Annotated in this window: 12 protein-coding genes; 6 read left to right on the forward strand and 6 right to left on the reverse strand. The window is 75.3% G+C overall.

The genetic code is table 11. The annotated features are described in order from the left end of the window. Window positions 1-71: 71 nt before the first annotated feature. On the forward strand, window positions 72-488 hold the full coding sequence (locus ACRB68_RS40760; RefSeq protein ID WP_207709987.1) for an ankyrin repeat domain-containing protein: 417 nt from the start codon (window positions 72-74) through the stop codon (window positions 486-488). On the opposite strand, the gene ACRB68_RS38015 is transcribed toward ACRB68_RS40760, so the two are convergent. Then, window positions 466-1878, reverse strand: a complete 1413-nt coding sequence (locus ACRB68_RS38015) for an MFS transporter (RefSeq protein ID WP_235960896.1) — start codon at window positions 1876-1878, stop codon at window positions 466-468. The two genes, ACRB68_RS40760 and ACRB68_RS38015, sit on opposite strands and share 23 nt — an antisense overlap. Window positions 1879-1998: 120 nt before the next feature. Here ACRB68_RS38015 and ACRB68_RS38020 point away from each other — a divergent pair, with 120 nt between their 5' ends. Then, a complete protein-coding gene (locus ACRB68_RS38020) occupies window positions 1999-2580 on the forward strand; it encodes a TetR/AcrR family transcriptional regulator (RefSeq protein ID WP_153541446.1) in 582 nt (193 codons plus the stop codon). On the opposite strand, the gene ACRB68_RS38025 is transcribed toward ACRB68_RS38020, so the two are convergent. After that, window positions 2558-3607: a mechanosensitive ion channel family protein gene (locus tag ACRB68_RS38025; RefSeq protein ID WP_153541448.1), complete on the reverse strand. Its 1050-nt coding sequence runs from the start codon at window positions 3605-3607 to the stop codon at window positions 2558-2560. The genes ACRB68_RS38020 and ACRB68_RS38025 overlap by 23 nt on opposite strands. Before the next feature lie 114 nt (window positions 3608-3721). On the opposite strand from ACRB68_RS38025, the gene ACRB68_RS38030 reads away from it, so the two are divergent. After that, window positions 3722-5371 carry a CocE/NonD family hydrolase gene (locus ACRB68_RS38030; RefSeq protein ID WP_153541450.1) on the forward strand — a complete coding sequence of 550 codons (1650 nt, stop codon included), beginning with the start codon at window positions 3722-3724 and terminating at the stop codon, window positions 5369-5371. Here ACRB68_RS38030 and ACRB68_RS38035 read toward each other — a convergent pair. The 3 genes from ACRB68_RS38035 to ACRB68_RS38045 are packed head-to-tail and all read right to left on the reverse strand — an operon-like array spanning window position 5346 to window position 7677. Then, window positions 5346-5816 carry a peroxiredoxin gene (locus ACRB68_RS38035; protein WP_153541452.1) on the reverse strand — a complete coding sequence of 157 codons (471 nt, stop codon included), beginning with the start codon at window positions 5814-5816 and terminating at the stop codon, window positions 5346-5348. The genes ACRB68_RS38030 and ACRB68_RS38035 overlap by 26 nt on opposite strands. After that, complete coding sequence (locus tag ACRB68_RS38040) at window positions 5813-6430, reverse strand: histone deacetylase (RefSeq protein ID WP_153541454.1); 618 nt, start codon at window positions 6428-6430, stop codon at window positions 5813-5815. Before ACRB68_RS38040 ends, ACRB68_RS38035 begins: the two co-directional genes overlap by 4 nt. Then, window positions 6427-7677, reverse strand: coding sequence for a serpin family protein (locus ACRB68_RS38045; RefSeq protein ID WP_153541456.1), 1251 nt, complete (start codon window positions 7675-7677; stop codon window positions 6427-6429). The genes ACRB68_RS38040 and ACRB68_RS38045 overlap by 4 nt, the downstream gene beginning before the upstream one ends. A gap of 174 nt (window positions 7678-7851) precedes the next feature. Here ACRB68_RS38045 and ACRB68_RS38050 point away from each other — a divergent pair, with 174 nt between their 5' ends. Next, window positions 7852-9093, forward strand: coding sequence for a glycosyltransferase (locus tag ACRB68_RS38050; RefSeq protein ID WP_153541458.1), 1242 nt, complete (start codon window positions 7852-7854; stop codon window positions 9091-9093). 276 nt (window positions 9094-9369) lie between these two features. After that, window positions 9370-12279, forward strand: coding sequence for a helix-turn-helix transcriptional regulator (locus ACRB68_RS42735; protein ID WP_153541460.1), 2910 nt, complete (start codon window positions 9370-9372; stop codon window positions 12277-12279). On the opposite strand, the gene ACRB68_RS38060 is transcribed toward ACRB68_RS42735, so the two are convergent. After that, window positions 12276-12884, reverse strand: coding sequence for a CGNR zinc finger domain-containing protein (locus ACRB68_RS38060; RefSeq protein ID WP_153541462.1), 609 nt, complete (start codon window positions 12882-12884; stop codon window positions 12276-12278). The two genes, ACRB68_RS42735 and ACRB68_RS38060, sit on opposite strands and share 4 nt — an antisense overlap. Window positions 12885-12970: 86 nt before the next feature. Between ACRB68_RS38060 and ACRB68_RS38065 the strand changes: the two genes are divergently transcribed. After that, entirely contained in the window at window positions 12971-13771 is an 801-nt protein-coding gene (locus ACRB68_RS38065) for an MBL fold metallo-hydrolase (protein WP_153541464.1), read from the forward strand. The last annotated feature ends 4 nt before the right edge of the window (window positions 13772-13775 follow it).

Consider the following 13775-nt stretch of genomic DNA (forward strand, 5'->3'; position numbering starts at 1 on the left):
GGGCCGACACCATCGGCGCCAAGCTCGCCGAGCCCGGCGAGGACGAGCAGGCGGGCGGCAAGGTGCGGCCGATGAGCGGCGCCGACCCCGAGCTGGAGGTGTTCGCCGGCCGGCTGTTCGACCTGGCCCGCACCGGCCAGGCCGACCAGCTCGCCGCCTACGTCGACGCCGGCGTGCCGGCCGACCTGACCAACGAGATGGGCGACACGCTGCTGATGCTCGCCGCCTACCACGGGCACGCGGGCACGGTGCGGGCGCTCGCCGAGCGCGGCGCCGACGTCGAGCGCGAGAACGACCGGGGGCAGCGGCCGCTCGCCGGCGCGGTGTTCAAGAAGGAGCCCGAGGTGGTGCGGACGCTGCTGGACCTCGGCGCCGACCCGCGGGCGGGCGACCCCTCGGCGGCCGAGACCGCGAAGATGTTCGGGCACGCCGAGTTCCTCGAGTGGTTCGGTGAGCCGAGGCCGGCTACGCCCGCGCACGGAGGGTGAGCAGCGCGGCCAGCGCGGCGCCGGCGGTGAAGACCGCGCCCGCCGCGAACGCCGCGGTCATGCCCGCGACGGTGCCGTCCGGCCGGGACGCCGCGCCGTACACCGTCACCAGGACGGCGCCGCCCACCGCTCCCCCGCCCCACAGCATCGTCTGCGCGACACCGGACGCGGCGCCGGCGTCGGCCGGGTCCACGCTCGCCAGGACGGTCGCGTTCAGCGGCATGATGATCAGCCCGCCGCCCATGCCCAGCAGCAGGAACGGGCCGAGCAGCGCGGCGGCGTAGCCGTCCCCGGCGTCCAGCCGCGACAGCCAGAGCAGGGCGGCGGTGAGCAGCACGGCGCCGGTCGTCACGATCGGGCGGGCGCCGAGGCGCGGCAGCAGCCGGGGCACGATCCGCACGGTCGCGAACTGCAGGCCGGCGAGCGGGAGGAACGCGAAGCCCGCCCGTAGCGGCCCGTACCCGAGCTGCTGCTGGAGGTACTGGGTGAGGAAGAAGAAGCTGCCGAACATGCCCGCGACGGCGAGCAGCAGGCCGGCGTAGGAGCCGGCCCGGTCGCGGGCGGTGAACAGCCAGAGCGGCATCAGCGGCTGCGCGGCCCGGCTCTCGATGAGCAGCAGCAGGGTGAGCAGGACGAGGGCGGCGGCGAACGCGGCGAGGGTGAGGCCGTCGCGCCAGCCGTCGGAGGCGGCCCGGACGAACCCGTAGACCAGGGCGGTCATGCCGAGCGTGGCGGCGAGCGCGCCGGGCGCGTCGAAGCGGCCCGGGCGGGGGGCGATCGCGGGGAGCACGCGCGGGACGAGCACCACCAGCAGCACGCCGAGCGGGACGTTGATGAAGAACACCCAGTGCCAGGACGCGGCCTCGGTGAGCACGCCGCCGAGCACCATGCCGACGGCGGCGCCCGCGCCGACGACGGCGGAGAAGATGCTGAGCGCGCGGACCCGGGCGGCGCCGGTGAAGGAGGCGGCGATCAGCGCCATCGCGCTCGGCGCGGCGACGGCGGCCGCAGCGCCCTGCAGGGCGCGGGCGGCGATCAGCGTCCAGCCCGCGGTGGCGAAGCCGCCGAGCAGGGAGGCGAGGGTGAACAGGGCGATCCCGGCGCCGAAGACGCGGCGGCGGCCGAACACGTCGCCGGCCCGGCCGCCGAGCAGCAGCAGGCCGCCGAAGGCGATCATGTAGGAGTTCTGGACCCAGGCCAGGCCGCCGGTGGTTAACCCGAGGTCGGCGCGGATGCCCGGCAGGGCGATGGTGACGACGGACGTGTCCAGGCCGATCATAAGCTGGCAGCCGACGATGACCGAGAGGGCGAGGGCTGGGTGGGTGAGGGCCGGCGGTGCGGCGGGAGCGGTCTCCCGCTGGACGGGCGACCCGGTCTGCGCAGTCGACAAGACGACCTCCGAGAGCGACAATTAAGGAACGGCAGAGTTCACTATGGCGGTAACGTATCACCGATCGGCGCGAGAGGGAACGCTCGCGTTCACTATTTCCGGCGGACGGAGGTCGCGCTGATGCCCCCGGCCACCCGCCGCCGCGGCGCCGAACTGGAGGCGGCCATCTACCAGGCCGTCGTCGAGCAGCTGGAGACCGTCGGCTACCGGGCCTTCACCATGGAGGGCGTCGCGACGGCGGCGCACACCGGCAAGGCGGCGCTGTACCGGCGCTGGCCGTCCAAGGACGAGCTGATCACCGACACGCTGCGGCACGTGCTGCCCGAACTGCCCCCGCCGTCGGTGCACGAGGACGTGCGGACGGACCTGATCGAGCTGCTGATCTGCTTCCGCGACACCATCGACCACTGCCACGGCGCGGTCTTCCGGGTGCTCAAGGAGGAGGGGCAGGGCCTGCTGCACGACGTCGTGCGCTCCCGGCTCACCAAGCCGATCCGCGAGCGGCTGTACGAGGCGCTGGTGCGCGGGGCCGAGCGCGGCGAGGTCCGTCCGGAGGCGGCGACGGTGCTGGCCGCCCGGATGGGCCCCGCCACGATCTTCTACCGGTACATGATCGAGGAGGTGACCACCACCGACGAGGAGGTGCGCCACCTGGTGGACGACCTGCTGCTGCCCGCGGTCAGTCCGCGGCCGGCTCTCTGACCACGGGCTCCCTGATCAGCTTCAGCGCCGGGAAGGGGATCTCGATGCCCTCGGCCATGAAGCGGCGGTGCAGCCGCTTGACGAACTCGTGCTTGATGCGGAACTGGTCGCCGAACTCGCCGGTGCGCAGGATGGTGGTGAACTTGATGCCGGCGTCGGCGAAGGTGTGGAAGCGCACCAGCACCTCGGCGTCCTTCACGCCGCCCTCGACCTCGGCCATGACCTCCTGGCCGACCTCGATGACGACCTTCTCGACCCGCTCCAGGTCGCTGCCGTAGGCGACGCTCGCCTGCAGCAGCAGCGACATGTCCTGCCCGGGGCGGTGGTAGTTGGTGAGGATCGTGTCGGAGAAGCGCTGGTTCGGGATGACCTCGATGTTGTCCGACAGCGTGCGGATGGAGGTGTTGCGCCAGTTGATGTCGACGACGTACCCCTCCTGGCCGGTGCTGAGGCGGATGTAGTCGCCGGGCTCGATCGTCTTGGAGGCGAGCACGTGCACGCCGGCGAACAGGTTGGCGAGGGTGTCCTGCAGCGCGAGCGCCACGGCCAGGCCGCCGACGCCGAGGGCGCCGAGCAGCGGGGTGATCGACACCCCGAGGGTCTGCAGCATGATCAGCACGCCGATGCCGAGCACCAGCACCCGGGTGATGTTGGCGAAGATCGTCACGCTGCCGGCCATGCCCTGGCGCACCCCGGCCACCGAGGTGACGATCGCCGCGATCAGCCGCGCCAGCGCCAGCGCCACCACCAGCACGGTGATCGCGGCGAGCACCTTGCCGGTGTAGTCGAGCGTCCGGGCGTGCATCTTGAGGACGTTGGCCGCGATCCAGGCGCCGCCGAGCAGGGCGAGCGGCAGCGCCAGGTCCTGCAGCAGCCGGGCGGCCAGGTCGTCCCACGCCCAGCTGGTCACGCCGGCGCGCCGGGTGAGCCGGCCGGCCAGCAGGCGCAGGGTGAGCGCGACGCCGAGCGCGACCGCCAGCACCACGGCGGCGACGATCACCCGGCTCCACTCCAGCGACTCAGGCATACCGTGAATCTCCTCCTTGCTGCGTTCGGATGGATATCGCCCGATCGTAGTGATCCGCGGTCCGCGCGGGGACGTGTCGCTCACCTGTGCGGGGCGCGGGCTACGATCGATCGAATGGTGGGTGTGGGAATGATGCGCCGGCTCGGGGTCACGGCGCTGGGGCTGCGCAACGGGCCGCACCGGGTGACGGTGCGCCGCGACCTGGAGGTCCCGGTCGCCGACGGCGTGACGCTGCTGGCCGACCACTACGCGCCGGCCGGGATCGACCGGCCGCCGGTGATCCTGGTGCGGTCGCCGTACGGGCGGCGCGGGCCGTTCGGGCTGATGTGCGGGCAGGCGTTCGCCTCGCACGGCTTCCAGGCGGTGGTGCAGAGCGTGCGCGGCGGGTTCGGCTCGGGCGGGGTGTTCACGCCGCTGGACGAGCGCGAGGACGGCCTCGCCACGATCGGGTGGCTGAAGAGGCAGCCGTGGTTCGGCGGGACGTTCGCCATGCACGGCCCGAGCTATCTCGGCTACGTGCAGTGGGCCGTGGCGGCCGAGGCCGGCCCGGAGCTGAAGGCCCTGTCGATGCAGGTCACCGCGTCGCAGTTCCGCGACGCCATCAACGTCGGCGGCACGTTCGCGCTGGAGTCCACGCTGATCTGGGTCGACCTGACGGCCCGGATGAAGCATCCGCTGTCGGGCCTGACCACCGGGATCATGTCGCCGCGCCGGGCGCGCCGCGCGGCGCTGTCGGGCCGCCCGCTCGGCGAGCTGGACGTGCTGGCCACCGGCGCGCAGCAGCGGTTCTTCCAGGACCTGCTGGTCAACGAGCCCGACAGCCCGTTCTGGGACCGGCGCGACTTCAGCCCCACCGTCGCCGACGTGCACGCGCCGGTGAACATGACCGGCGGCTGGTACGACATCTTCCTGCCCTGGCAGCTGAAGGACTACGCGGCGCTGCGCGCGGCCGGGCACCGCCCGCACCTGACGATCGGCCCGTGGTTCCACGCCGACCAGCGGATGATGCGCGGGTCGATCGGCGAGTCGCTGGCCTGGTTCCGCGCGCACCTGCTGGACGACCCGTCGCAGCTGCGCGAGCAGCCCGTCCGGGTGTTCGTGACCGGCGCCGAGGAGTGGCGCGAGTTCCCCGACTGGCCGGTGCCCGGGATGCGCGAGGAGCGCTGGCACCTGCAGCCGGACGGCGGCCTGGGCACCGCCGTCCCGCCGGAGTCGGCGGCCGGGCCCACCCGGTACCGCTACGACCCGGCGCACCCGACGCCGTTCATCGGCGGGCCGACGCTGCTCGGCGACAACCGGCCGGTCGCCGACCAGCGCAGGCTGGAGCGGCGCCGCGACGTGCTGACGTTCACCTCCGCCGTGCTGGACCGCGACCTGGAGGTCATCGGCCCGGTGACGGCGGACCTGTTCACCCGCTCCACCCGCGAGCACACCGACTTCGTCGTGCGCCTCTGCGACGTGGCGCCGGACGGCACGTCGCTGAACCTGTGCGAGGGGATGCGGCGGCTCGTCCCGGGCGCGCCGGAGCCGGACGGCGACGGCGTGCGCCGGGTCGCGGTGGAGCTGTGGCCGGCCGGGCACCGGTTCCGGCGCGGCCACCGCGTCCGGGTGCAGGTCGCCAGCGGCGCCTACCCGCGGGTGGCGCGCAACACCGGCACCGGGGAGCCGATCGGCACCGCGTCCGCGGTGGTGCCGGCCGACCAGGAGATCTTCCACGCCCCCGGGCGGGCGTCGGCGATCACTCTTCCGGTCGTGATGGGCTGAGCGCGCGCACCGCGGCGAGGGCCTTGTCGGCGTGCACACTCATCCGGATCTCGCTCTTGATGATCTCGGCGACGCGGCGGTCGGTGCCGATGACGAACGTCTGCCGCTTGGTGGGCGCGAGCGCGATGCCGCGCTGGACGCCGAAGCGCGCGCGCACCACGCCTTCGGGGTCGGCGAGCAGGGGGTAGCCGAAGGAGTGCTTGTCGGCGAACTCCTTCTGCTTGGCGACGGTGTCGCCGCTGATGCCGACGGGCTGGGCGCCGGCGGCGGCGAACTCGGCGGCGGTGTCGCGGAAGTGACACGCCTCGGCGGTGCATCCGGGCGTCATCGCCGCGGGGTAGAAGAACAGCACCACCGGGCCGTTCTCCAGCAGTGCGCTCAGGGTCCGGGGGGTACCGGTCTCGTCCGGGAGCTCGAAGTCCTCGACCACGTCACCGATGTTCATGCGGGCGACGTTAGCAGCGCCTCCACGGCCGGTTCCGTCCAGGCGTCGCAGGCGCCGGGCCGCGCGGTCAGGTAGCGGGCGGCGCGCGCGGCGTCCCAGCCGTGCGCCTCGCGCAGGCCGTGGCCGAGCATCGCCAGGTAGGGGGCGGTCGGCGCGTTCAGCGGGGCGCCGGCCGCGCCGTGCGGGGCGGTGAAGGTCAGCATGGGGTGGCCGCCGCGCTCGCCGACCTTCAGGACGGTCTCGTAGCGGCCGGGGCCGAGGCGCTGGCGGCCGGTCGCGATCGCCTCGGCGAGGTCGTGCTCCTCCCCCACGTCGCGGCGCATCTCCTGCGCCACGACGTCGCCGAACTGCTGGAGGGTGAGCAGGTAGGCGCGGGCGACGGCGCGGCCGGGCAGTTCGGGGTCGTAGAAGGCCATGCCGCCGCCCCAGGTGCGGGACTCGTGCGCGAAGTAGATGCCGCCGGGCAGGGTGACGGCCTGCTCGGCGCGGGCCGGGGTGGCGTCGCGGCAGCCGGGGTAGTTCCGGGCGCCGCCCGCCGGGACGCCGCCCGCCAGGTAGCAGGCGAACCGCTCCCGGTACAGGTTGGAGCCGTAGGCGACGTACCAGAGCCTCATGATCTGGTGGGGTCGGCGACGCGGGCCAGGAAGAGCGGCTCGCCGGTGCGGGTGTCGCGGACGATCAGCAGGTAGGGGCGGTCGAAGGCGACCTCGATCTTGTCGCGGGGCGGCGCCGCGCCCAGCACCGCCACGCCCGCGGCGGTCGCGGCGGCGGCCTCGGTGCCCTTCTCGTCGACCCTCAGGGTCGCGGCGTGCCGGACGAACTGCAGCTGGAGCGCCTGCGGGGACATGCCGGTCAGGTCGGCCTTGTCACTGAACGCGATGCCCATGCCGAGCGCGGTCAGCAGCGGCTTGGCCTCGGTCCGGGACTTGAGGTCGGCCTTCGGCAGGGTGAGCCCCACCATGGCCGGCTTCAGCGCGGTGGTCACCCGGTCGAGCGTACCCGCCGAGAGCGAGGGGCAGCCGGTCCCGGACGCGTCCGGAAGCAGCGCGGTCATGCTGAGCCGCCCGCCGGTGTAGGGCAGGTCGACGGCGGTCCAGCCGCCGGTGCGGGCGTAGCCGTAGGTGGCGTCGCGGCGCATCGCCGGGGCCTGGACGGTGGCGCCGGCGGCGGTGGTGAACCGGCTCGGCGCGGTGCCCGAGCGGGTGAACTCCTGCGCCCAGCGCGCCTTGAGGTAGACGGCGTCGGTGAGGATCCAGCCGGTGCCCCGGGACACGCTGTTCACCGGCAGGAGGTCGGCGATGTGCCCGCCGGTGTCCTTCTTCACCGCGTCGTTGACGGCGCGGCGGGCGGCGTCCGGGTCCCCCGCGATGTCGAGCTGCTTCAGCCCGGCGTCGTAGGCGGTGGCGACGCGGTCCAGGTAGTCGCCGTTCGTCTTCACCCGCTTGTCGGCCCAGACCTGGTCGGTGACGCGCAGCGCGACGTCCTTGCCGCCGACGGCGCGCAGCGCGCCGGTGCGGGCGTGCAGGCCCGGCAGCGGGTCGCCGGACGGCAGGTGCAGCGTGCGGGCGATCGCCTTGGCGGTGTCGCCGCGCGCGCCGAGATGGACCATGCCGAGCCCGCCGGCGAGGCTGCTCGGGGACAGCACGATGTTCGCCTTCGGGTCCCGGCGGCACCACGCGCCGAGCAGATCGAGGCCGAACGCGGCGTCGGCGCGGGCGTAGGGGCGCGGATCGGCGGCCGGGACCCGCGCGGCGGTCCCGCGCGCCGAGTGGATCTCCGCGCCCTCGGCGGCGGTGCACGCGGCGGTCGCCGAGAGGGCTGCGACGCAGGTCAGCGCGGTGATGGTGCGGGGAAGACCCATGGTCCTCCGACGCGTCCGCGGCCGACAGGGTTCCCTGTCCCCCGGACTTTTTTCCTCCCCTTTCCACGAGATGGGTTTGATTTACCGGCCCAGCGGTTAGTACATTGATCGAGCAAGGTGTCTAAGACGCAGATACCTCCAGGTTTCCCCTGCCTTGAACCTCGGAGGATCGTCATGCGTCGCACCCTTTCCATCGCTCTGGTCTCCACCACCGCCCTCGACGGCGACAGCGCCCACACGATCCACCTCCGTGAACTCGCCCGCGCCCTGGCCCGCCCCGCGACCGGCGAAGAGCACCAGGTCACCGTCTACGGCCGCCGCGAGGACCCCGCCGCCCGCGGCCGCACCCGCCTCGCCCCCGGCGCCGCGCTGGTGCTGCTGGAGGCCGGGCCCGCCGCCCCGCTGAGCGACGACGAGCTGCTCGGCCACGTCCGCGACCTGGCCGACGCCCTCCGCCGCCGCTGGGCCGGCGCCGCCCGCCCCGACGTGGTGCACGCGCACGGCTGGATCGCCGGCCTGGTCGCCTGCACCGTCGCCCATGAGATGGACATCCCGTTCGTGCAGAGCTACGAGGGCCTGGCCGCCGGCGAGCGGCGCCTCGGCCGCGAGGTGCACCCGGCCCGGATGCGGCTGGAGACCGCGGTCGGCCGCGGCGCGGACACGGTGCTCGCCGCGCACACCGGCGAGGCCAACGCGCTCGCCCGGATGGGCGTGCCGCGGCCGAAGATCTCCGTGCGCCCCCTCGGCGTCGACGGCGAGCAGTTCACCCCGGCCGGCCCGGCGATGCCGCGCGGCGACCGGCCCCGTCTGGTCGTGGTGGCCCGCGACCTGACCGACGGCGGCGTCGCCACCGCGATCCAGGCGCTGGTGCACGCCCCCGAGGCCGAGCTGGCCATCGCCGGCGGCCCGGCCCGCGAGGACCTGGAGAACGACCCGGTCGTGCACCGGCTCACCATCATGGCCAAGGAGCTGCACGTGGCCGACCGCGTCATCTTCCTCGGCCGGCTGCCGCGCCGGTCGCTGCCGAAGCTGCTGCGCACCGCGCGCATGACGCTCTGCCTGTCGCCCTACCAGCCGGCGCCGATGGTGGCGGTGGAGTCCATGGCCTGCGGCGTCCCGGTGCTGGCCACCGCGGTCGGCGCCAACGCCGACAGCGTCCTCGACGGCATCACCGGCATGCACGTCCCGGCGGGCCGCCCGGTCGTCGTCGGCCGCGCGATCCGGCGGCTGCTCGCCGAGGAGACCACGCTGAACGGCTGGGCGATCGCCGCCGCCGACCGCGCCCACTCGCGCTACTCCTGGACGCGGATCGCCAACGAGACGCTGCGCGCCTACGACAAGCTGCTGCCGGTGCCCGAGGTCGAGCCGGCCGCCGAGGAGACCGAGGACGAGCTGCTCACCGCGCTGGCGAGCTGACGCTCCTCCCGCACCGCCAGAGGCCCCGGTCCGCCCGCACGGACCGGGGCCTCTCGGCGTCGTCCCGGACCCGCGAGGGCCCCTCCCCGGCCCCTTCCCCGGAGCCGGCTTCCCCTGGAGGGGCGCCTCGCGAGCGGGAGGCGGGCCGCGCGGGCCCACCTCGTCCTGGCTCCCTCCCATCCTGCCCTGCCGGGACGCCGACGCGCGCGCCCGGCAGGGTAAAAGCGAACCGGGCGAACCAGACCATCACCGCAGATCACTGGGATACTGGACGGCATGATCACCGACGCGCTCATCGGCAGGACCAGCGAAGCCGCCGTGCTCACCGGCGCGCTGGAGCGGGCCGCGGCCGGGTCGGCCGGGGTCGTGCTCGTCGGCGGGGACGCCGGTGTCGGCAAGACGCACCTGGTCGGCGCGGTGCGCGCCGCCGCCGCCGAACGCGGCTGCACCGTGCTGGTCGGGCAGTGCGCCGAGCTCGGCGAGAGCATGCCCTACCTGCCGCTCGCCGACGCCCTGTGGACCGGCGCGCGCGCCGACGAGCGGGTGCGCGCCGCCGTCGCGGCGCGGCCGGTGCTCGGCCGGCTGCTGCCCGACGGGGACGGCGGCCCCGGCGGCGCGTCCGAGCTCGGCCAGCAGCAGCTGTTCGGGGCCGTGCTCGGGCTGCTCGGCGAGCTCGGCGAGGAACGGCCGGTGCTGCTGGTGCTGGAGGACCTGCACTGGGCCGACGGCTCCACCCGGCACCTGCTCTCCTTCCTCAGCCGGGTGCTGGAGCGCGAGCGGGTCTGCCTCATCGGCACCTACCGGACCGACGACCTGCACCGGCGGCACCCGCTGCGGCCGGTCGTCGCCGAGCTGCAGCGGCTGCCGAACGTGTCGGCGGTCGCGCTGCGGCCGTTCGGGCCCGGCGACACCGCGGCGTACCTGACCGCGCTGGCCGGCGACGGCCCGGCGCCGTCCTCCGAGGTGATCGAGCAGGTGCACCGCCGCTCGGAGGGCAACCCCTTCTACGCGGGCGAGCTGTTCTCGGCGGCGGGCGGCGGCGAGGAACTGCCCGCCGGGCTCGCCGACCTGCTGCTGGCGCGGGTGGAGCGGCTGTCGGACGAGGCGCGGCAGGTGGTGCGGGCGGCGGCGGTCGCGGGCCGCCGCGCGGACGACGAGCTGGTGCGGCGGGCCTCCGGGCTGGACGAGACGCGCGTCGGCGAGGCGCTGCGCGAGCTCGTCTCGCACCAGGTGCTGGTGCCCGACCGGGCCGAGGGCTACACCTTCCGGCACGCGCTGCTGCGCGAGGCCGTCTACACCGACCTGCTGCCGGGCGAGAAGACCCGGCTGCACGCCGCGTTCGCGGCACTGCTGAAGGACGAGGACCGGCCCGGCGCGGGCGCCGAGCTGGCGCTGCACGCCTTCGCCTCGCACGACCTGCCGACGGCGTTCGCGGCGTCGGTGCGGGCGGGCCGCGAGGCCGAGCGGATGAGCGCCCCCGACGAGGCGCACGGCCACTACGACCAGGCGCTGTCGCTGTGGGAGACGGTGCCCGACCCGGCCGGGGCCGCCGGAACCGACCGGGCCCACCTGGAGCTGGCGGCGGCCCGCACCTCCATGCGCTCGGGCGATCTGCGGCAGGCCGTCACCCGGCTGCGCCGGCTGCTGGAGGCGGTGGACCCGGCCGACGTGCTGCTCGGCGCGCGCGTCCGCGAGGCGCTGGCCTACTGCCTGGACGACCTGGGCCAGGAGGAGGAGGCGGCGCGGATCGCGCACGAGGCCGCCGCCATGCTGCCCGCCGAGCCGCCCACCCGCGAGCGGGCCGCCGCGCTCGCCACCTACACCCGGGCCATGATCGCGGTGGAGGGGCTGCCGGTCGTCCCGGCCCTCGCCGCCGAGACCATCGCCGCCGCGCGGGCCGCGGGCTCCGCCGACGCCGAGGCGAGCGCGCTGGTCTCGCTCGGCATCCACGACGAGGAGCACGGCGACGCCGCCGGGGCGGAGGAGCTGTTCGGCCGGGCCCGCGAGCTGGCGGTCGGCGCGGGCGAGCTGCAGGTGGCGCTGCGCGCGATGTTCGCGCGGGCGCGGACGCGGTTCGACCGGGGCGACCTGGCGGGCGCGTCCGCCGCCGTCGACGAGGACGTGGCCTTCACGCTGCGCCACGGTCTCGGCTGGAGCACCTACGGCACGACGCTGCGCTGCCTGCAGTTCCTCATCCACTACACCAGCGGCGAATGGGCGGGCGCCGCGAAGCTGGCTGCGGGGTTCGGCGTGCGGGTGACGCGGCCGTCCGAGGCGCAGGTTTCGGCGTTCGCGCTGTTCCTGGACGTCGCCCGGGGCGACGCGGCCACGGTGGAGGAGCGGCTGCGCTGGATGGAGCCGCTGTGGCCGAACTCCGCCCTCGCCGCCTACCTGTCGCAGGGGCTGGCCGCCGAGCACGCGCTGTGGCAGGGCGACCCCGACAGCGCTGCCGTGCATGCGGAAGGGGCCATGAAGGCCCTGGACACCTACGAACTGGGCCGTCTCCGTATCTCCGCGATCGGGTTGTCGGCCCAGGCGGACCGGGCCGCCCGCGCGCGCGCCGCCGGGGACGACGACACGGCGGCGCAGGCGTGCGCCACCGCCGACGAGCTCCTGGCCATCGCCCGGGCCACCGCCGCGACGGGGCTCGGCGGGCATCCCCGGCCCCGGCTCGGCCTGGAGGCCCGCGCCTGGCTGGCCCGCTGCGAGGCCGAGCACCGCCGTGTCCACGGCGACGACGATCCCGGCCTGTGGCGCGAGGCCGTGGCGGCGTTCTCCTACGGCGCCGACGGCTACGTCTACGAGGTGGCGCGGTCGCGCTGGCGGCTCGCCGCCGCACTCGCCGGGCGCGGGCTGCGCGAGGAGGCCGTCGCCGCGTGGGAGCCCGCCGTCGCGGCCGCCGAGCGGCTCGGCGCCGCGCCGCTGCTGGCCGCGCTGCGCGACCTCGGCGCGCGGGCGCGGCTGACGGCGCCGGCCGGGAGCGGCGGCGGGCCGTTCGCCGCGCTCACCGCGCGCGAGCGGGAGGTGCTGGACCTGCTCGCGCAGGGCCGCAACAACAAGGAGATCGCCGCGGACCTGTTCATCTCGCCCAAGACCGCGAGCGTGCACGTGTCCAACATCCTGGCCAAGCTCGGCGTCGCCAGCCGCACCCAGGCCGCCGCGCTCGCCCTGCGCGAGGGCCGCTAGAGCCCGGCGCCCGCCTCGGCCCGGGTGCGCCGGGCGTAGGCGCGGGCGGCGCGGGCGCGGTCGCCGCAGCGGGTGGAGCACCAGTGGCGGCGGCCGTGGCGCAGCAGGTAGCGGGTGCAGGGGGCGGAGCCGCAGGCGGTGAGCCGGTCCGCGTCGGGGCCGGTGAGCAGGTCGGCCGCGTTGGCCGCGAGGGTCGCCAGGGCGCGGTCGAGGATCTGCGAGGTGGGACAGGGCACCGCGCGGTAGGGGCCGTTCCGGTCGTCCCAGTGCAGCAGGGCGGCCGTGGGGGCCTTGCCCAGCGCGTCGTTGACGGCGGCCAGGGCGGCGGGCAGCGGCGGCATCCCGGCGACGCGGGCGGCGAACAGCGCCCTGAGGTGCTCGCGCAGCGCGCGCAGCTGCGACGTGCACATCTCCTGCACCCCGGCGTCGGCGGGGGCGAGGCCGCGTTCGGTGAGCCACTCGTTCGTCGCCGCGGGGGTGCCGAGCAGGTCGACGAACCGCCCGCCGGGCAGCGCGATGGCGCTGTTGGCGAAGTCGAGGGCGAGGTACTCCTCCGCTCCCGGCGCGGGCGGCGGCTCGGCTTCGGGGGTCGCGGGCTCGCTCATGGCTCTCATGGTACGGGTTGCGCTCGTCCGTGAGACACCACTACCGTCCTTCACGGATAACCACCTACTCATCCGTGAGGTAGCAGATGGCCGGCGTCAGCACGCCCACCGAGCAGTTCCCCGTCCGCGTCTTCGGCGGCCCGACCGCCCTCTTCGAGTACGGCGGCCTGCGCTTCCTGACCGACCCGACCTTCGACGCCCCCCGCGAGTACGTGGTGCCGGGCGGGCGGCTGACCAAGACGGCGCCCTCCGCCGCGCAGGCCGGCCTCGGCCGCGTCGACGTGGTGCTGCTCTCCCATGACGAGCACCCCGACAACCTCGACGATTCCGGCCGCGAGCTCCTGGCCGCCGTGCCGCTCACCCTCACCACGCCCGGCGGCGGACGGCGGCTGGCGGACCGGCTGGGCGAGCGGGTCCGGGGGCTGGCCGACTGGGAGGCGGTCGAACTGGACCGCCGCGACGGCGGCGGCACGGTCACCGTGACGGGCGTGCCCGCCGTCCACGGCCCCGGGGCCCGCGAGGACGTCGAGCCGATCACCGGGCAGGTCGTCGGGTTCGTCCTGACCGGGCGGGGCCTGCCCACCGTCTACGTCAGCGGCGACAACGCCTCGCTCGACGCGGTCGCGCGGATCGCCGAACGCTTCGGGCCGGTGGACACCGCGATCCTGTTCGCCGGGGCACCCCGCTTCTCCGTGCTCTTCGACGGGGCTCTCATCGTCCTGGACAGCGCCCAGGCGGCCGAGGCCGCGAAGATCCTCGGTGCCCGCCGGGCGGTCCCCGTCCACTACGACGGCTGGGCCCACTTCACCGAGGGCCGCGACGAGCTGGCGGCCGCCTTCGCCGCCGCCGGGCTGGCCGGCCGGCTGGACCTCGGCGAACCTGCCTGACGGG

The organism is Actinomadura macrotermitis (assembly GCF_009604375.1).
GTDB classification, from domain to species: Bacteria; Actinomycetota; Actinomycetes; order Streptosporangiales; family Streptosporangiaceae; genus Spirillospora; species Spirillospora macrotermitis.